We start from the raw sequence: 18,180 nt of genomic DNA on the forward strand, positions 1-18,180 counted from the left end.
CCCTCGGCAGAAATGCCGGGGGCTTTTTTGGGCGGCGGTAGCTCTATCCGCGCCTCAAGACGACATAGAGAGCGCCATCACCTCCATGGCTACGATGCGCCTTGCGGATGGCAGCGATAGAACTTCCGTGCTCGCTCGCCGCAAGCCAATCGAGCAACTTGGCGCGAATTGCTCCGCGTTTTTCGCCGCGATCAGCGGGATCGACCGGGCGTGATTTTCCCGCAATCACCAGCACAACACGTGCGCCCATCGCCCGAGCCTGCGCCATCCCGCGCATCAATCGCTTATGCGCTGCATCCAGCCCCGCCCCATGCATATCGAGCGTGAAATCCGGTTCCAAACGGCCTGACTTGATCTTGCGCTCCCAATGCGAATCAAGCCCCGCCGAACTGGCCAGACGCGGCTGTGTTGGCACCACTGGACGCGCAGTCGCCTGGATTGAACGCGGCGGCGTTTTGCGCGGGGGCGAAGCGGTCTCTGCTGGCTTGCCGCCCAAAAGGGGTGCTGGACTCATCGGCTTCTTGCGATCGAGCGGCGTCACGCTTTCGGTAACCTTGGACCACAAGATGGCCTCGGCCTCGCTCAATCCCCGCGGCGGCTTCATTGTGAATTTTTTAGGCGCTGTACCGTCCCGCGTGGCAACAGGATCAGCGCCCTTCCGCGCCCGCTCATCCCACCGGCAATTTCACGTGCATCGCCGCCGTTGCCCCAAAAAGTATCAAATCGATTGGGGCCTTTAATCGCGCCGCCGGTATCCTGAGCGACCCACAACCCATCTGCAACGTCGCGGTCGAGATCGAGCCATACCGGCGCACCATACGGAACAAAGCGCGGATCGACCGCGACAGAGCTTTCACGCCGAACAGGCACACCAAGTGACCCAAGCGGTCCGTCAGTGTTGAGCTCTCTGAAGAATATCCAGCTCTTGTTGAGCCGCATCAGATCCGCGCCGTCACGCGGGTTCTCGCGCAAATATTGGACAATCCCTTGCATTGAGCCAGAATATTGCCCCGGCCCGTCGCCGATCAGGCCGCGGTCACGCATAACGCGCCCAATACCAACATATTCGCGGCCATTCTGGCCAGCGTAGCCAATCCGCATCAGCTCCCCATTGGGAAGCCGCAAAAGACCTGATCCCTGAATTTGAAGAAAGAAAAACTCGATTGGATCAGCAGCCCAGGCAATTTCTAGATTTCTTCCCGAGAGCGCGCCGGCTTCGATCTCCGCACGCTCGTAATAGGGAGCGGCATAGTTACCATTCAGATCGGTCCGGCCAAGCGGCGCACGACCCGTGCGCTCGCCATCGCGCACATCGTTAGGCCAAACGCGCTTTAGATCTGGCGGCATACGATAAACGGGAACGTCGTAGCCGGGGCGTCGGGTTCGGCTGCCCAGGATTTCGGGCTCAAAATATCCGGTCGCGAAGGCCTCGCCCGAACCGACAATGGCGGTTTCAAAATACTCTGTGAAAAACTCCGCTGCATTCGCGCGGTTGCGTGGGGCGGCATCGCAAACCTGCTTCCAATCGGCTGGCCGGGTCAAACCTGACTGATCATCGCGGCTTAGCAGTCGCGGGCACGTTTCGATAAACGCACTGAGCGCTGCCTCCGCATCATCGCGCGAAAAGCCGAGCCTGGCCGGAAGTGGCCCCTCGCGAACGCCAGCCATTGCTGCGCTGGTTGGTTCAGGCCTGGGTGAAGGCGCCGGGTCAGGCCTTGTCGGAGCGTCAGTTTGTGTGGGAATTGGCGGTAGAGGCGCCCGGCCTGGATCACGACCGCCCTCTGGTACCAAGCGGATACAGCCCGCCAGCAACAGCACTGAAAACAGCGCAGCCATACGTTTCGAACCGAACCGCATACAGCGCTGTCTCCCGGTCAAAATGGAGGCTGTTTAGCCTTCGTCCGTTTCATCAAGACGCCAATCAGGACCAGCGGCATCTACGTTGCGCATGAACGTCCAGATGTCACGGCTTTCAATCGCATCATCGAGCGACCCGGCGATCACATCGCCATCTTTATTGCGAGTAACAGCAGCAATATCAGACACGAACAGAACCGCGATGCGCGCGACCCTACCGTCCATTTCTGCAAACTTCACGGTCGCGTCTTCGATACGGATCAGCTTGTTATCGAGCGTCTCACCTGCCGCCTCGCGAGCGTCTATCGCAGCCTCAAAGCTGGCATAAACGTCATCATCGCACAGCTCGCGCAGAGTCTCTTTATCGCCCTCCCAGAAGGCCTCCAGGATCATGCCATAGGCGCCCTTGGCCCCTTCGATAAATGGCAAAAGATCAAAACGCCCATCAGCCGCAGCGATATTGCGCAAACCATCCTCAACACCTGCTGGCATGGAATTTTGCACCAGCGAGACCGCTGGCTTGCCCATTGGCGACGCAACACGCTCATCCTCGTCGGCAGCATCTTCTTTACGCTCAAAGCGGTGCGGGATGATCTCTTCCTCATGTTCAGCCCGACGTCCGAGCACAGAATAGAGACGAAGCCCCAAAAAGGCTGCAACCATGGCTAGAATGACGATTTCGAAAATCACTTCATGCACCTGCAAATTACGATTCGTACCGTATCTTCGATCTGTGGAGCACAATCGCCAGCCGATTTCCAACAATGTCCTGCCCTAGATAGAAACAAAATTCAAATGAACAACGCGCAACTGCTCCGGTATAGAGCGAAATTGAGGCCCGTTTCATCGCGGATCAGCAATGTTGCCGCTGCGCAAAGCACCTGCTAGGCGCGCTCCGCAACGCATGGGCGCAAACACGTTTCAGCTCACGCATAACAAAAGACAGCAAAGAAAGTATTTTATCATGGCCGAAGAAGACGGCGTTCTGACTGATCTCAATCCCGATCCAGCCGCTGGCGCGAACGGCGCCGACACGCAGCCAAGCGCAGGCATCATTGCGCAATATGTAAAAGATCTGTCAGTCGAAAATCCAAACGCGCCAGAGGCGTTTCAATGGACTGATCAGCCGCAAATCGATCTGCAGCTAAATATTGGCGCGAACAAGGTGAATGACGAGATCCACGAGGTCGAGTTGAAAGTCGTCGTCACTGCTTCAGGCGAGAAGGGCAAATTCTATCTCGTCGAGTTGTCCTATGGCGCCTTGGCAGGTTTGCGGAACATCCCTGAGCAGCAAGCGCACGCGTTTCTGTACGCCGAGGCCCCTCGCCTTCTCTTCCCATTTGCGCGCCGGGTGATCTCTGATGCGACGCGGGACGCAGGCTTCCCGCCATTCACGATGGACCCGGTCGATTTCGGTGCACTGTATCAGCAACGCATCGCGCAGGTTGCACAAGAGCAGCAGGGCGGCGCAGCAGCGCCCGCTGGCGGCGATGTCGGCAACGCCTAGAAGAGCGCAGTTTTCCACCTTGCGGTCACCCTGAGCTTGTCGAAGGGTCGCTTTTACTCTTAGCACCGTGATCGAAAAAGTGCGGTGCTTCGACAGGCTCAGCACGAACGGAGGAACTTCGTGGGCCTTTACCGATGAGCCTGCTTAAGAATGTTGGCACGATTGGCGGCCTGACAGCCGTCAGCCGTGTGTTTGGCTTTGTCCGCGATATATTGGTTGCGCGCGTGCTTGGCGCGACCGCGATGGGCGATGCTTGGCAGCTCGCCTTCATGCTACCCAACATCTTCCGCCGATTGTTTGCGGAGGGTGCGTTCGCCAGCGCCTTCGTGCCGCTCTTCAATCGCCGTATGAAAGAGGACGGCAATCACAGCGAGGCCCGCCAGTTCGCCGAAAATGTCATGGCCGTCTTGTTGCCGATCCTGATTGTTTTTGGCGGCCTGGCGATGATGGCAATGCCGTGGGTGGTGGACTATTTCGCCCCTGATGGATTGTCGCGAGATGCAGACAGCCTCGCCATCGCGGTACAGATGGGGCGCATCACATTCCCCTATTTGATGTTTATGAGCGTCGCGACATTATTTGCGGCAGTGCTCAACTCGCTATCGCGCTTCGCGGCGGCCGCAGCGGCGCCTATCCTGCTCAACATCTGCTTGATTGTCGCATTGGTTTATGGCGCATCGCTCGAACCAGGTATTCTCGCCCGGCGCGATGCGGCCTTTTGGATGGCAGTGGCGCTGTCGACTTCGGGATTCTTGCAGGTTGTCTGGCTAGGCTTTTGGATGCGCAAGGCCGGTTTCCGCTTGTCACTCGTCGCCCCGCGCATGACCAGCGGTGTGAAAGAACTGGGCGTGCTTGTTGTGCCTGCTATATTCGGCGCAGGAATTTATCAGATCAGCAGGTTCGTCGACTTGTTTTTCCTCTCCACTTTGGAGGTTGGCAGTTACGTGTATCTGGCTATGGCTGATCGATGGAATCAGCTACCGCTCGGAATCATCGGCATTGCGCTGGGTACTGCGATCCTGCCCGCTCTGTCCCGCCACTTGTCACGCGAAGAGCCAGAGGAAGCAGCACGCCTCCAATCCAACGCTATTGAACTAGCGATGCTGCTGACGCTCCCATGTGCGGTCGCTTTGTTCTTTACCGGGCGCGCATTCGTTCGCGTGTTTATGACCGGGCAGGCATTCACCCCGGAAGATGCTGCGATCACGGGGACCGTGGTCTCCGGACTTGTTATCGGCCTACCCGCTTATGTGCTGGTCAAAGTGCTGACGCCAAACTTCTTCGCCCGCAAGGACACACGCACGCCAGTGATTACTGCCGCATTGTCTTTGATTGTGACCATCGGTCTCAACATCCAGCTGGTCCCGGAATATGGCGTGCTTGGCCTTGCCATTGCAGGCGCGATGGGCGCGTGGTTCAACATCGTCCTGTTGACGGCAATTCTCTATCGCAAAAACTACTTTCGCATGCCGGGACGCATCGCGTTTCGTCTTGTGCGAATTGCCATCGCATCAGCGGTAATGGGCGCCGCGCTCTGGTGGCTAATGACCCAGATCGAAAGCTGGTTCGCTGGGAGTATTGTCGAGCAAGCGGGCGGCATCGTAGCTATTCTGGGCATCGGTATCGTAACCTATGGTCTTGCAGCGATTGTTCTCGGTGTGCTTGACAAAGCCACCCTAGCACGGCTGATGCGCCGCCAAGCCTAACTCCAAAACTCAGAGTACATACAATGCGTGTCGTTTCCGGAATTCAGCCTACGGGCAATCTGCATCTTGGCAATTATCTAGGCGCCATCCGCAATTGGGTAAAAATGCAGGACGAGATGGAAGCTAGCAACAGCGTTAAAGTAGCGGAAGGCGGGAGTAGCGCACAAAAGAACCAGTGCCTATTCTTCCTCGCTGATCTGCATGCAATCTCGATGCCGCATGATCCGGCGGAACTGTACGCGGGGACGCTCGAGATGACGGCGGCACTTGTCGCGTGCGGAATCGACCCCAGCAAATCCATCTTGTTCAACCACGCGCAGGTCCCCGCCCATGCTGAAATGCAGTGGCTGCTCGGCGGTACGGCGCGGATGGGTTGGTTGAATCGGATGACCCAATGGAAGGACAAAGCAGGCAAGAACCGTGAGGGCGCGAGCGTGGCTTTGTTCGGCTATCCGGTGCTGCAAACGGCGGACGTGCTGCTGTATCAGGCGACTCACGTGCCTGTCGGCGATGATCAGAAGCAGCATTTGGAGCTGGCTCGCGACATCGCGCAAAAGTTCAACAATGACTTTGCATCAGAGGAAGCACCTGTCTTCACTCTGCCCGAACCTATCGTGCCGCCCGAGGCGGCGCGGATCATGAGCTTGCGCGATGGTTCATCCAAAATGAGTAAGTCCGATGCGTCTGAAATGAGCAGGATTAACCTGTCCGATGATGCCGACACCATGATGCGCAAGATCAAGAAGGCAAAGACAGATCCGGAGGCACTGCCCAGCGACACGGAAGGTCTTGACGATCGCCCGGAAGCGCTGAATCTGGTCACAATCTATGCTGCGCTGAAAGAATGCAGCTTGGCGGACGTGCTGGCTGATTATGGCGGAGAGGGCTTTGGCAAGTTCAAGCCCGCTTTGGGCGAATTGATGGTCGAAACTCTGGCCCCAATCACGCAGCGCTTCACACAGCTGATGGAAGATCGCGAAGCGCTGGATGCCATTCTTGCCCAAGGCGCAGCAAAGGCGCGTGAGCTGGCGGCGCCAACGCTGGCCGACACATATCGCGCGCTCGGCCTGCTACGGAATTAAAGAAATTTAACATAAAATTGAGCAGGCAAGGCTCAATATTCAAACTCGGTTCATTGCCGAACACACATTTATGCAAGGCTGGCGTCATTGAGGAGGACGGTGATACCGCGCTTTTATGAGTCGGGTTTGCTACGAAAGGACTGATCATGACCACCCGTAAAAAGGCCGAGGCTAGCGCCGGGTCAAAGGGTTGGGGGCGCTCGCTAAAATTGGCCTCCGTTCCGCTGTTACTTGTCGGCCTCGCCGCCTGTGCCACACCTTTCAAAGCTGATGTTCAGCGGTTCCAATCGCAATTACCAGCGCCGACTGGAGAGACTTTTGCTGTTGTCGCGGATGATCCCAAATTGGCGGGTGGCCTTGAGTTTGGTCAATATGCCGATTTGGTCGAGGCGCAAATGGCGCGCTTGGGCTATTCAGAGGCAGCACCTGAAGAGGCGACTTTGCTCGTCCGATTTGATTATGGTGTCGACAAGGGCCGCGAGCGAGTACGGACCACTGGCGGTTATGGCTCTGGCTTTTATGATCCCTTCTTCAGCCCATGGCATGGTTTTCGCCGGGGCCGATTCTATCGCTCACGTCTAGGCCTGTACCGCTCGCGCTTTTATGGGCGTAGTTGGGGCTATGGATTTCACGACCCATTTTTTGGCGGGCCGGAAGTTCGCAGCTATACCGTATTCAATAGCGACATTGAGCTGAAAATTGATCGTACAGCAACCGGCGAACGCCTTTTCGAAGGCAAGGCAGAGGCGCTGTCGCGTTCAAACCGTTTGCAGCACCTGGTACCCAATCTGGTCGAGGCGATGTTCACCGATTTCCCTGGAAATTCAGGCGAGACACTGCGCATTTCCATCGCACCCGAAAAAACGAAAGTGCGGCGGATTGATTGATCACCGCGCTTAGAAAAATCACCGAGAAGGCGGGCCTGAGAGGGCTCGCCTTTTTCTTTGCCCGAAGCTCGTAAACTCAAACTAGGTTTGCGTGGCCGCCTGTTGAGCCAAAACCACCCGCACCGCGTGCAGTCTCATCAAGCTCGTCAACTTCCAGCCAATGGGCCTGAACGACCGGGGCCAATACCAATTGTGCGATCCGGTCGCCACGTTCAATCGCAAAGCTGGCCGTGCCGTGGTTGATCATGATGACCTTCAACTCGCCGCGATAATCGGAATCGATTGTGCCCGGTGTGTTGGGCACAGTCACAGCATGTTTAAGCGCCAAGCCGGAACGCGACCGCACCTGAATCTCATACCCATCCGGGATCGCCATCGCGAAACCTGTTGCCACAGCTTGGCGATCGCCCGGCAGTAGAGTGATCGCCTCCGCCGCGACAACATCCATCCCCGCTGCGCCGGCGGTCGCGTAAGCTGGCATATCCAGCCCTGCACCGTTGGGCAGTCGCTTAATCTGTACGCCAACTGCCTCAGTCATCACTCTCATCATCACCATCGCCCGCCAGTGCCGCGGCGGCACGCTTGACCAGCTCGCGCGCAACATCTTCCTTGGGCATTTCTTCCAGTTTCTCAACGCCTTCGCTGGTCACAACCTGAACCTGATTCATGTCGCCGCCCATCACGCCGCCATCGCCGGTGTCGGTGACATTATTGGCGATGATCCAGTCAGCGCCCTTGCGCTTGCGCTTATTCTTCGCGTTTTCGAGGACATTCTCGGTTTCTGCGGCAAAGCCAATGACCAGTTGCGGTCGTTTCTTGCCTGCCGAGACACTCGCAAGAATATCCGGGTTCTCTTCAAGGATAAGGGCAGGAGGCGCTGACCCGCGCTTCTTCATTTTCTCTGCTGAAACATCGCGCGTACGCCAATCGGCGACAGCCGCAACCATGAACGCTGCATCTGCTGGCAGCGAGTTCTTCACCGCATCGGCCATTTCGCGCGCGCTTTCGACATCAATCCGATCAACGCCCACTGGCGTTGGTAAATGCACTGGCCCAGCCACCAAAGTCACACGCGCGCCTGCCGCTGCGGCCATTGCGGCAATGGCAAAGCCTTGCTTACCGCTCGAACGATTGGCGATGTAGCGAACCGGATCGATTGGCTCCCAAGTTGGGCCAGCGGTGATGACAACGTGTTTGCCGTATAGCGGGCGATGTTTTGGATCGGGATCAAATTCCGGTTGTCCAGCCAGCGGGTCTTGCTCAGTTGGCCCTGCAACAGAGATACTCTGCCTATCACCAGCAATCGGCTGCGGCATAGCCGCAGCGCCCTTCTTCGCCACCTCGTGATTGATGGCCTCGGGATCAGTTGGCGGCGCGGAATTGGCACTGCCCTTCTTAGCGAGCAGCGGCCCATCAAGGCTAGGCTCCGGCAAAGTTCCGTCTTCACCAGCGCCTTCGTCATCACGCGGTAAGTCGACAAACTCTTCGGCGTCGGCGGGATCAAGCTCTGGCAGGCTCTCCAGCTCTTCCTCGATTTCTTCATGGGAGCGTTTTTTCGTAGAGCGTGAAATTATTGACGACAACAGACCACCCAGCCCGCTGCCACTGTCTTCCTCGACTTCCTCTTCACTCTCTTGCTCGAACGGCTCTGGCTCAGCTTCGGTGAGCTCTACCTTGGCCGATCCATTGATCACCTGCTGCGAAGGTGCGGGCAGTTCGGGTACATCGATATCCATATCGAGTGCTTCGGCAATTGCAGCCAAAATAGCGGGCGGTTCCGGCAGACGGCCCGGGCCAAACTCGCCGCACGCCATCGCCCCTTCATCCGGATCCATTACATGCACACCGGCCTGACGCAGCCATTCGGCATTACGCTGCGTCGCTTCATGCTCCCACATGCGCACGTTCATGGCTGGAACGGTCAAAACAGGCTTATCAGTTGCAAGCACGAGAGTTGTGGCCAAATCATCGGCGATGCCCGCAGCCATCTTGGCCATCAGATCAGCCGTTGCAGGACACACCACGACCAAATCCGCCTCGCGCGATAGCTGGATATGGCCCATCTCGACCTCGTCTTTGAGATCGAAGAGCGAGGTGTAAACTTTGTTTTCGCTGAGCGCGGCGAGCGCCATCGGGGTCACAAATTGCTGCCCACCCTCGGTCACTACGCAGGTGACATCGCCGCCAGCCTTGCGGATCAGACGCACCAATTCGCATGCCTTGTAAGCAGCGATGCCGCCGCCCACGACTAGCAGGATACGCGGACCGCTCATCCGCGCACCGGCATCGTCGGTATTGTCCGCTGCGTCTGTGATACGCACTGGCGAGTGCATTCCCATTGTTCCATCCAGCGCTTGCTAGCGCCCCCTACCCCGTAATTCCAGCGTCTTGATGCATGCGAGGGTGCGGCACACATCACGCGTCGCGCGAAAGCATGCGTTAAGCACAACATGGTCTACGGACAGATAAGCGCTATGGTTAATGCGAGGAGAAGCGGCGTTAACGCTTAGCCGAACCAGCCTTGCGCCATGGCCAGCCAACTCGCGCCAGCGCCAATCGCGGCTGCAATGAGATAGCCGAGCACCCCATTTCCGTTGGATTTCGCCTTTCGCTCCCACATCAGCTCAACCTCTGGAACCGGTGGCGGTTCTGGGGCTCCGCCTTTGGGCGGAAAGCGATCCTCGATCCGGCGCACCAGATCTGGGATGCGCAATAGCGTTTCGGCATCCTCGCGAACGCGGTCAGCGATGGCTGATTCCGGCCCCAGCTCATCTCGGATCCAACTGCGCACATAAGGCGCAGAGGTATCCCACATATTGATGTCAGGGTTGAGCTGCGTCGCAATCCCCTCAACCATCACCATCGTTTTTTGGAGCAGCAGCAAATGTGGCTGTGTTTGCATGTCGAAATCGCGCGTTATGGCAAACAAGCCATCAAGCATCTGGCCGACGCTCAACTCGCTGACAGGCTTGCCGCGCATAGGTTCACCTACTGCCCGCAGCGCCGTTGCAAACTCGCCCACATTGTGATGGCTCGGCACATATTGCGCTTCGAAATGGATCTCGGCGACCCGGCGATAATTGCCTGTCGTGAGGCCATACAGGATCTCCGCCAACCACTGGCGAGCGCGCAAATCAATGCGGCCCATAATCCCAAAGTCGATAGCAACGATTGTGCCGTCATCTTTCACGAACAGATTGCCCTGATGCATATCGGCGTGAAAGTATCCCGCGCTGATTGCCTGTTTCAGGAAGGTCAGTACCAGCCGCCCGGCCAGCTCTGGGAGGTTGTGACCCTCCGCTTCCAGCTTGGCATTTTCCGAGATTTTGATCCCGTCGATCCACTCAATGGTCATCACACGGCCATTGGTGCGGTCCCAATCAATCGCAGGAATCTCATAACCCTCGACGCTCGCCATATTTTCCGCGAGCTCCGATGCGGAGGCGGCTTCGCGTCGCAAGTCCAATTCGCGATTGGTCCAACGCTTGAAATTGGCAATGGTTAGTTGCGTACGCAGACGCCGCGCCTCTTCACCGCCCAGCGCCTCAAGATGTGCAGCGGCCCATTCATACGTCTGAATGTCTTTCTCAAACTGCTCACGAATGCCGGGACGAAGTACCTTTAACGCAACGTCACGGCCATCACTGGTCACGGCGCGATGAACTTGCGCAATTGAGGCGGCGCCAACCGGCTCTGGTTCAATATGCGAAAACAACGCCGACAGTGGCTGATCGAAAGTCGCCTGCACCGCCGCCTCAATTTCCGCAAACGGAACCGGCGGCAGGTTATCTTGTAATGTCAAAAGGTTGTTTGCCGCTTCTTCGCCGACCAAATCAGGCCGCGTTGCGAGCGATTGGCCCAGTTTGATCGCAGCTGGGCCAATCGCACGAAAAGCCCCCGCATAATCAGGCGTCTTGGGCTGAAACGTCCCGAAGCGTGCGACCCGAGCCAGTCGTTTCACCGGTCGCGGCGTGTTTGGGTCATTCTCGATCCCGCGCAAAGCGCCGTGTCGCGCCAGCGTCCGGCCCCACTTAAGGAGCCGCCAGATATGCGTTGCAGGCCTTGTCACGCGCTAGATTTTCCAGCCTGAATGGATCGCCACCGCACCGCCAAAGATCGGCTCAACCCGCGTGTTCACAAAGCCCGCATCCCGGATCATCTGCTCAAACATCGGCATTTTGGGAAAGCGGCGGATCGATTCAGCGAGATAGCGATAGCTGTCTTCATCTTGCGCAATCATCTTACCCATTTGCGGCATGACCTTGTGCGAATAGACATCGTATATTTGTTTGAAACCAGTCCATTCCGTGCTCGAAAATTCCATGCAGAAGAACCGACCGCCATAGTCCAAGACACGGTGCGCCTCTGCCAATGCCTTATCGATATGAGTCACGTTCCGAATACCGAAAACAATAGTGTAGGCGTCAAATGTTCGGGAGGGGTAGCTTAGCTGCTCGGCGTTCTGACAAGACCAAGATAGCCCCTCAATGCCGCGATCCATGGCCCGTTCAATGCCCACGTCCAGCATATCCTGGTTGATATCGGCAACCGTGACTTCGGCTTCACGAGCGGCCATGCGGAACGCGATATCGCCAGTACCGCCGGCCATATCCAGAATGGCCTCCCCCGGCTGTGGCTTCACCCGCTTGACGAAGCGATCTTTCCAAAGCCGATGCATGCCGCCCGACATCAGGTCATTCATGATGTCATATTTACCAGCAACGCTGGAAAACACCCCTCCAACCCGCCTGGTCTTCTCGTCCGGGGTGATGTCTTCGTAGCCAAAGGAAACTGTATCGCTCATGTGGCTCGCCTTAGTGGGAATTGTCAGCGGCGCAAAGGGTGTTAAAGCGCATCTGTGTTGCGCCCTTTTCGGCATCATCCGAAAGCTGTCGCCGTTACCCTTGCATTTGCGAGCCGAACAGAAATGCCAGAGCTTCCCGAAGTAGAAACTACCGTTCGCGGACTCGCTCGCTTTATGGATGGTGCAACGATCACGCGCGTGGCCGTGAACCGACCCGATTTGCGGCGTCCGTTTCCGCCCGATCTTGTTCAGGCGTTGACCGGATCACAAGTCTTGAGACTATCGCGCCGCGCCAAGTATGGCCTGATCCATACCAATCGCGATCAAGTGATGGTCTTTCATCTCGGTATGAGTGGCAGGTGGCGGATCGACCCAGCTGAGGCCGAAAAACACGACCATCTCATCATCGAAACAGCGAACAATCACTTCGCCCTGAATGATCCGCGCCGCTTTGGCTCTGTCGACTTGGTTTCAAAAGCCACCCTCGACCAATGGCCAGCCTTCGCGGCACTCGGCCCCGAACCACTTGGGTCTGCTCTGACAGCAAGTTGGCTACGAGAGGCGACCAAAGGCCGCGCTCAGGCGATCAAGCTCTTGCTTCTCGATCAAAGAGTCGTGGCCGGACTCGGCAACATTTATGTGTGCGAGGCGCTGTGGCGTGCGGGCATTCACCCACGCAAAGCTGGTGGCAAAGTCACTAGGCCGCAATTGCAGCGGCTTGTTCCCGCAATTCAAGAGGTCCTCACTCAGTCGATCGAGGATGGCGGCTCAACACTGCGTGATTTTGCGCAGCCTGATGGCGAACTTGGCTATTTCGCCACCCGTTTCGATGTCTATGGTCGCGAGGGGGAAGGGTGTCGGCGGGATGATGGTGGCACCATCCGTCGCTTCACCCAAGGAGGGCGCAGCACTTGGTTCTGCCCAAAGTGTCAAAAGTAAGAGACTTGGTTTTGGTGGGCCTTAGCCACCCGCGCCCTCGGTCTTTCCACCCGGATGGTATCCCGGTAGGCTCCGGGTGGAAGGGTGGAGGGCGCGGGCGGTTCGGCTAACGCATCAGAAACCAACCAAACCGAATCCTTGACCAAATGCATCAGCCCGCTTATGTGGCGCGCTTTCGAGCGGTCCGCCGCCGTTTTACGCAATTTTGATTCAGATCGATCGGTCATCACAAGATGACCCGAAGCAAGGACAGACATGGCCAATACGCCGCAAGCAAAAAAGCGAATTCGTCGCAACGCACGCCGGGCAGAAATCAACGGCGCCCGGATGAGCCGAATTCGCTCATTCGTCAAAGACGTTGAGACCGCCTGCACCAATGGTGACAAGAAAGCGGCTGCAGAGGCCCTTAAAGCCGCTCAGCCTGAATTGGCTCGCGGTGTGGCACGCGGTGTGATGCACAAGAACACAGCGTCGCGAAAGCTAAGCCGCCTGACGAAGCGAGTCGCTTCACTCTGATTCGCTGCTTTCCGGGTGCTTTTTAGGCACTTTGAGGCGCTGATTTGTAAGGGGCCGACACTGATGAGTGTTGGCCCTTTTGCATGCCCGACGTCAAACCACCTCGTTGGCGTCATTGTGCGCTGCATTAAACCCAGCATTTTCCACGATTCGCGCGTTAACTTTTGCGAAACTATCGCGTTTTCAAAGGCATGAACGCACCCCTGCGGGTTTGCGCTGAGTCAACTGAAATATTTCTATTTTATTTCATCGCACCCCCTTGCTCTCTTTCTCCAGCACGGCATAACTGCAGCACCTTCTGATGACGGACAGCATCGGAATTCACAGTTTTGGCGCTTGGGGGAACATGCTGGACAAAGACGTCTGGCGTGCTTGGGGAAGACTTGCTCTGAACGCTTGGGTTTGGGTTTGATGCGGCGTGCCTTGGCGCGCCGCGTGAGATGGATTGCGCAATAATGACAAGAATCGGCGGTAGCGGCATGAAGAAAAAAGGGCGGGAAGATTTGATGGAGGATGCCGAAGCGGTTAATCTCGCGGTCGATTGGGCGGACATTAGCCAGGGGCTGCGTAAGGACCTCGGCCATCAGCTTCACAGCCAGTGGATCAAGCCGATCCGAGTCGGGGCAATCGACAAGGAAACCGGCACACTAGAGCTTTATCTGCCAACCGAATTTTCGGCCAATTGGGTGAAAGATCGATTCGCTGATCGTCTGGCACTCGCTTGGAAAATCGCACGTAGCGAAGTACGCCATGTGAACATTTGTGTTCACCCAGGTCGTCGCCAAGTCGCTGACCTGTCTATGCATTCTGACAGTCGCTTGCCCGCCAATGACGGCGCGGACACATCAATGATGGCGATCTCTGCTGACACATTGGGGGATGCCGGATTTACCTCTAGCGTCGGGCTCGACCCGTCATTGACCTTTGCGGCATTCGTTACCGGTGAGGCAAACATTCTCGCCTGCAACGCGGCGCAACGGATGGGTGCACCTGAGGCACCGCAATTCTCTCCGCTCTATCTCAAGGCTGCGACAGGTCAGGGCAAGACGCACCTGCTACACGCCATCGGCCATGCCTATCTTCAGGCCCATCCACGTGCGCGGATTTTTTACTGTTCAGCTGAGCGGTTCATGGTCGAGTTCGTGCAGGCGCTGAAGCTCAACCAGATGATTGAGTTCAAGGCGCGGCTGCGCAGTTTCGATCTTCTGTTGGTTGACGACATTCAATTCATCATTGGCAAGGCCAGCGCTCAGGAAGAGCTGCTCTACACAATCGATGCACTTCTGGCAGAAGGCAAACGACTGGTCTTCGCCGCTGATCGCGCACCGCAAGCCTTGGACGGCGTTGAGCCACGTCTGCTGAGCCGACTGTCTATGGGCCTTGTCGCTGACATTCAGGCGGCCGATATTGAGCTGCGCCGCAAAATTCTGGAATCAAAACTCACCCGGTTCGCGCCGTTGGCCGTTCCCGATGATGTGATCGATTTCCTCGCCCGCACAATCACGCGCAATGTGCGTGAACTGGTCGGGGGCCTAAACAAGCTGATCGCCTATGCGCAGCTTACCGGCCAAGAGGTCTCTCTGCAGCTAGCGGAAGAACAGCTTACCGATATCCTCTCGGCCAATCGTCGCCGCATCACGATTGACGAGATTCAGCGTACGGTCTGCCAGTTCTATCGGATTGACCGTAGCGAGATGTCGTCCAAGCGCCGAGCGCGCGCTGTGGTGCGCCCGCGTCAGGTGGCAATGTATCTCTCAAAAGTGCTCACGCCGCGTTCTTATCCAGAGATTGGCCGCAAATTTGGCGGTCGCGATCATTCAACGGTTATCCACGCAGTTCGTCTGATTGAGGATTTGCGCACGCGCGATGCGGATATGGATGGCGATGTGCGCAGCCTGTTGCGGCAGCTTGAGAGTTAGGGGTTTTCTCTCGGCCTAGCCTAGCCGCCCGCGCCCTCCACCCTTCCACCCGGTGTTTACCGGAACACTATCCGGGTGAAAGGGTGGAGGGCGCGGGCGGCTAGGCTACTCAACACCAAATCAACGGCTTAGCCACCGACCCATCAACAGCCCTATCGACAGCCAATGCACATGATGCCAACAGGCTGTTCATGACGTTATCCCCTGCCAGATTGGAGCGCTTCGCAAGGCATATTGTGCTGCCCGAAATTGGCGGCGCAGGTCAGGCAAAGCTGGTCCAGTCGCATGTTGTGCTGATCGGTCTGGGGGGATTGGCTCGCCCGCACTGCAATATCTCGCGGCGAGCGGGATCGGACAGTTAACTCTCGTCGATGATGATGTCGTAGATGTCAGCAACCTTCAGCGACAGACCATTTTTACCAACCGCGACGTCGGCCATGGCAAGGCAACGAGCGCGCGCCGATGGCTTGCAAACTTTGACGACGCGATTGATGTGACGATCTCCGACGCGCGTATTGATAGTGCCAATGTTGCCGCGATCATTGAAGATGTTGACCTCGTCATTGACGGGACAGACAACTTTGCAACCCGGCTAGCGGTCTCTGATGCGTGTGTTACGTCAGGCGTGCCACTTGTCAGCGCAGCTGTCGGACGTTTTCAGGGTCAGGTCGGTGCCTTTGCCGGCCATTTGCCGGACCAGGCCTGCTACCGTTGTTTTGTTGGTGATGCGTTCGATGCCGAGGATTGCGACACTTGCGCTGAGGATGGGATGTTAGGCGCAATGGCGGGTTGGACCGCCAGCTTCGCCGCGATGCACGCAATCCGAGTGTTGTTGAACGGAGTTACCAGCTTAGGGGATCCACAATGGGGTATGGTGCATTTGCATGACGGGCTGAAGCCTGCCTTGCGATCATTCCGGATCGCGAAAGATGCAGCGTGTAAAGGATGCGGAACCACTGATGGCTGAGAATTCTGGAAAAAACGATCTCGCTGAAGAACGCACTGATCTTGCCGAGGATCGGACCGATTGGGCCGAAGACCGCACGATTATGGCCAATGAGCGTACCTTTGCCGGTTGGATGCGCACCGGGCTTGCCGCGGTTGGCATCGGTCTGGGTTTCAATGCTCTGTTCGGCAAACTGGAGCCCGTTTGGATTCCGAAGCTTATTGCCACTATTTTCATCGTGATCGGGATTTTCGTCTTTTGGGCAGCGCAAAGAAATGGGTGTCGGGTTCAGGAGCGATTACGCTCGCATGAGGCAGAACCAATTGAGGGCACTAACCTTAAATTGATCGCTGCGTTCATGGCCATTGCCAGCGCGTCACTGGCCATCGCGATCTGGTTGATGGAGTTTCCCGATTCATAGCTTTTAAAGCCAAGCCACCCGCGCCCTCCGCCCTTCCACCCGGATAGTGTCCCGGTAGGCTCCGGGTGGAAGGGCGGAGGGCGCGGGTGGCTTGGCTAACGCACTACAATCCCAAGACCTCATCCACCCACTGCGGCACGAGCGCACTCGCCTTACCTTGTCGCGATTCGTCGAACCATTGCGAACCTTCTGACCGCTCCAGATTGAGCTCCAGCGTGGCGACACCCATCTCGCTCGCTTCGCGCACAAAGCCGGCCGCCGGATAGACCGCGCCTGATGTGCCTATGCTGACGAACAGATCCGCATTGCGCAGCGCAGAATAGATCCGTTCCATCTGATACGGCATCTCGCCAAACCAAACGACATCAGGCCGCAAGGTGGGCGCCTGACATATCGGGCAAGGCGGGCGATCACTCATGGTCGCATGCCAAGGGTTGCGCATTTCGCAGGAGGTACACAGAGCGCTCTTCAGCTCGCCATGCATATGCAGCACGTTCTGCGTGCCGCTCATTTCTAAACAAGCCCGTTCATGCAGGTCATCAACATTCTGAGTGACGATCAGCAGTTCGCCTGAAAACTCCCGATCAAGGCGCGCCAAAGCACGATGCGCATCGTTGGGCTCAACCTTTGAAAGCGCCGCGCGCCGCATGTCGTAAAATCCGAGCACAAGATCGGGATTCTTCGCAAACCCCTCAGGCGTTGCGACATCCTCGACCCGATGCTGTTCCCAAAGGCCGCCGGCATCGCGAAACGTATCAATCCCGCTTTCCGCTGAAATTCCCGCGCCGGTAAGCACCACGATGTTGCGAATATCGGTCATGCGCGCCATGAAGCACTGAGACACTCCTGAATGCAATGGGGAAAGCAATGGCGCAAATCGGGATCATCGGCAGCCAGGGGCGCATGGGACAGGCGATTGCCAGCCTGCTCGATGGCGATCCGCATACGAGCGCGGGTGGCGCAGACCATGGCGATGATGTGACAGCGCTGGCAACCAACGCCGATACATTGGTTGATTTCTCGACACCTGATGCGCTGGCTGCGAACCTTGAAGCAGCAAGGGCAGGCGGCATCCCCATTCTGGTCGGCACCACAGGACTGGAAGACGCCCATCATCGCGCCATCGATTCGGCGGCGGAGCATGTGCCTGTTTTACAGACCGGTAACACGTCACTCGGCGTGCAGTTATTAGCCCACCTGGTCCATCGCGCTGCGGAAAAGCTCGGCCCCGATTGGGACATCGAAATCGTTGAGATGCATCACCGCCACAAAGTTGATGCGCCATCGGGTACAGCCAAAATACTCGGAATCGCGGCAGCGGAGGGGCGCGGCATTTCGCTGACCGACAATACCGAGAGCGGGCGTGACGGCATGACCGGCGCGCGCAAGGAAGGCGTAATTGGCTTTGCCGCTTTGCGCGGCGGCACTGTCGCGGGTGAGCATTCAGCGATCTTTGCGGGCGAGCACGAACGCATCACGTTGACACACAATGCCGAAAACCGCCTGATCTTCGCACGTGGTGCAATCAAGGCCGCAAGCTGGATGATCGGCAAGCCGCCAGGGCGCTACACAATGAACGATGTGCTTGACTTATAA

General features: G+C 57.3%; 17 protein-coding genes and 1 pseudogene. 10 read left to right on the plus strand and 8 right to left on the minus strand.

The genetic code is table 11. The features are described 5' to 3' along the window. Window positions 1-43 precede the first annotated feature (43 nt). The 3 genes from ACZ1GM_RS13845 to ACZ1GM_RS13855 are packed head-to-tail and all read right to left on the minus strand — an operon-like array spanning window position 44 to window position 2,547. Entirely contained in the window at window positions 44-604 is a 561-nt protein-coding gene (locus ACZ1GM_RS13845) for a Smr/MutS family protein (protein WP_472676961.1), read from the minus strand. After that, window positions 601-1,857: a murein transglycosylase A gene (gene mltA, locus ACZ1GM_RS13850; protein WP_472676962.1), complete on the minus strand. Its 1,257-nt coding sequence runs from the start codon at window positions 1,855-1,857 to the stop codon at window positions 601-603. The genes ACZ1GM_RS13845 and mltA overlap by 4 nt, the downstream gene beginning before the upstream one ends. A 33-nt stretch (window positions 1,858-1,890) precedes the next feature. Then, window positions 1,891-2,547 carry a Tim44/TimA family putative adaptor protein gene (locus ACZ1GM_RS13855; RefSeq protein WP_472676963.1) on the minus strand — a complete coding sequence of 219 codons (657 nt, stop codon included), beginning with the start codon at window positions 2,545-2,547 and terminating at the stop codon, window positions 1,891-1,893. 274 nt (window positions 2,548-2,821) lie between these two features. Between ACZ1GM_RS13855 and secB the strand changes: the two genes are divergently transcribed. The 4 genes from secB to ACZ1GM_RS13875 all read left to right on the plus strand — a co-directional run bounded on the left by secB (window position 2,822) and on the right by ACZ1GM_RS13875 (window position 7,039). Further along, window positions 2,822-3,364 carry a protein-export chaperone SecB gene (gene secB / locus ACZ1GM_RS13860; protein WP_472676964.1) on the plus strand — a complete coding sequence of 181 codons (543 nt, stop codon included), beginning with the start codon at window positions 2,822-2,824 and terminating at the stop codon, window positions 3,362-3,364. A gap of 134 nt (window positions 3,365-3,498) precedes the next feature. After that, window positions 3,499-5,070, plus strand: coding sequence for a murein biosynthesis integral membrane protein MurJ (gene murJ / locus ACZ1GM_RS13865; RefSeq protein ID WP_472676965.1), 1,572 nt, complete (start codon window positions 3,499-3,501; stop codon window positions 5,068-5,070). A 23-nt stretch (window positions 5,071-5,093) separates the two neighbouring features. Next, window positions 5,094-6,152: a tryptophan--tRNA ligase gene (gene trpS / locus ACZ1GM_RS13870; protein ID WP_472676966.1), complete on the plus strand. Its 1,059-nt coding sequence runs from the start codon at window positions 5,094-5,096 to the stop codon at window positions 6,150-6,152. A 146-nt stretch (window positions 6,153-6,298) separates the two neighbouring features. Next, a complete protein-coding gene (locus tag ACZ1GM_RS13875) occupies window positions 6,299-7,039 on the plus strand; it encodes a DUF4136 domain-containing protein (protein WP_472676967.1) in 741 nt (246 codons plus the stop codon). Window positions 7,040-7,115: 76 nt separating this feature from the next. Here ACZ1GM_RS13875 and dut read toward each other — a convergent pair whose 3' ends face one another. The 4 genes from dut to ACZ1GM_RS13895 form a co-directional block, all read right to left on the minus strand. Further along, complete coding sequence (gene dut, locus ACZ1GM_RS13880) at window positions 7,116-7,577, minus strand: dUTP diphosphatase (protein WP_472676968.1); 462 nt, start codon at window positions 7,575-7,577, stop codon at window positions 7,116-7,118. Beyond that, window positions 7,570-9,312 carry a bifunctional phosphopantothenoylcysteine decarboxylase/phosphopantothenate synthase gene (locus tag ACZ1GM_RS13885; RefSeq protein WP_472678583.1) on the minus strand — a complete coding sequence of 581 codons (1,743 nt, stop codon included), beginning with the start codon at window positions 9,310-9,312 and terminating at the stop codon, window positions 7,570-7,572. Before ACZ1GM_RS13885 ends, dut begins: the two co-directional genes overlap by 8 nt. Before the next feature lie 233 nt (window positions 9,313-9,545). Then, complete coding sequence (gene ubiB, locus ACZ1GM_RS13890) at window positions 9,546-11,108, minus strand: 2-polyprenylphenol 6-hydroxylase (RefSeq protein ID WP_472676969.1); 1,563 nt, start codon at window positions 11,106-11,108, stop codon at window positions 9,546-9,548. 3 nt (window positions 11,109-11,111) lie between these two features. After that, a complete protein-coding gene (locus ACZ1GM_RS13895; RefSeq protein WP_472676970.1) occupies window positions 11,112-11,843 on the minus strand; it encodes a class I SAM-dependent methyltransferase in 732 nt (243 codons plus the stop codon). Between the two features lie 123 nt (window positions 11,844-11,966). Here ACZ1GM_RS13895 and mutM point away from each other — a divergent pair, with 123 nt between their 5' ends. The 5 genes and pseudogenes from mutM (at window position 11,967) to ACZ1GM_RS13920 (ending at window position 16,584) form a co-directional block, all read left to right on the plus strand. Beyond that, entirely contained in the window at window positions 11,967-12,782 is an 816-nt protein-coding gene (gene mutM / locus ACZ1GM_RS13900; RefSeq protein ID WP_472676971.1) for a bifunctional DNA-formamidopyrimidine glycosylase/DNA-(apurinic or apyrimidinic site) lyase, read from the plus strand. 255 nt (window positions 12,783-13,037) lie between these two features. Then, window positions 13,038-13,298, plus strand: a complete 261-nt coding sequence (gene rpsT, locus ACZ1GM_RS13905; protein WP_472676972.1) for a 30S ribosomal protein S20 — start codon at window positions 13,038-13,040, stop codon at window positions 13,296-13,298. A gap of 455 nt (window positions 13,299-13,753) precedes the next feature. Next, window positions 13,754-15,217: a chromosomal replication initiator protein DnaA gene (dnaA, locus tag ACZ1GM_RS13910; protein ID WP_472676973.1), complete on the plus strand. Its 1,464-nt coding sequence runs from the start codon at window positions 13,754-13,756 to the stop codon at window positions 15,215-15,217. A 191-nt stretch (window positions 15,218-15,408) separates the two neighbouring features. Continuing rightward, a pseudogene (locus ACZ1GM_RS13915) lies at window positions 15,409-16,184 on the plus strand (HesA/MoeB/ThiF family protein). After that, a complete protein-coding gene (locus ACZ1GM_RS13920; RefSeq protein ID WP_472676974.1) occupies window positions 16,177-16,584 on the plus strand; it encodes a YidH family protein in 408 nt (135 codons plus the stop codon). The pseudogene ACZ1GM_RS13915 and the gene ACZ1GM_RS13920 overlap by 8 nt, the downstream one beginning before the upstream one ends. A 103-nt stretch (window positions 16,585-16,687) precedes the next feature. Here the strand turns inward: ACZ1GM_RS13920 and ACZ1GM_RS13925 are convergent, their stop codons facing one another. After that, entirely contained in the window at window positions 16,688-17,404 is a 717-nt protein-coding gene (locus ACZ1GM_RS13925; protein ID WP_472678584.1) for an NAD-dependent deacylase, read from the minus strand. A gap of 47 nt (window positions 17,405-17,451) precedes the next feature. On the opposite strand from ACZ1GM_RS13925, the gene dapB reads away from it, so the two are divergent. Further along, window positions 17,452-18,180 (plus strand): 4-hydroxy-tetrahydrodipicolinate reductase, encoded by a 729-nt coding sequence (gene dapB, locus ACZ1GM_RS13930; protein ID WP_472676975.1) that lies wholly within the window; start codon window positions 17,452-17,454, stop codon window positions 18,178-18,180.

It is taken from the genome of Qipengyuania sp. JB2-7 (assembly GCF_055693485.1).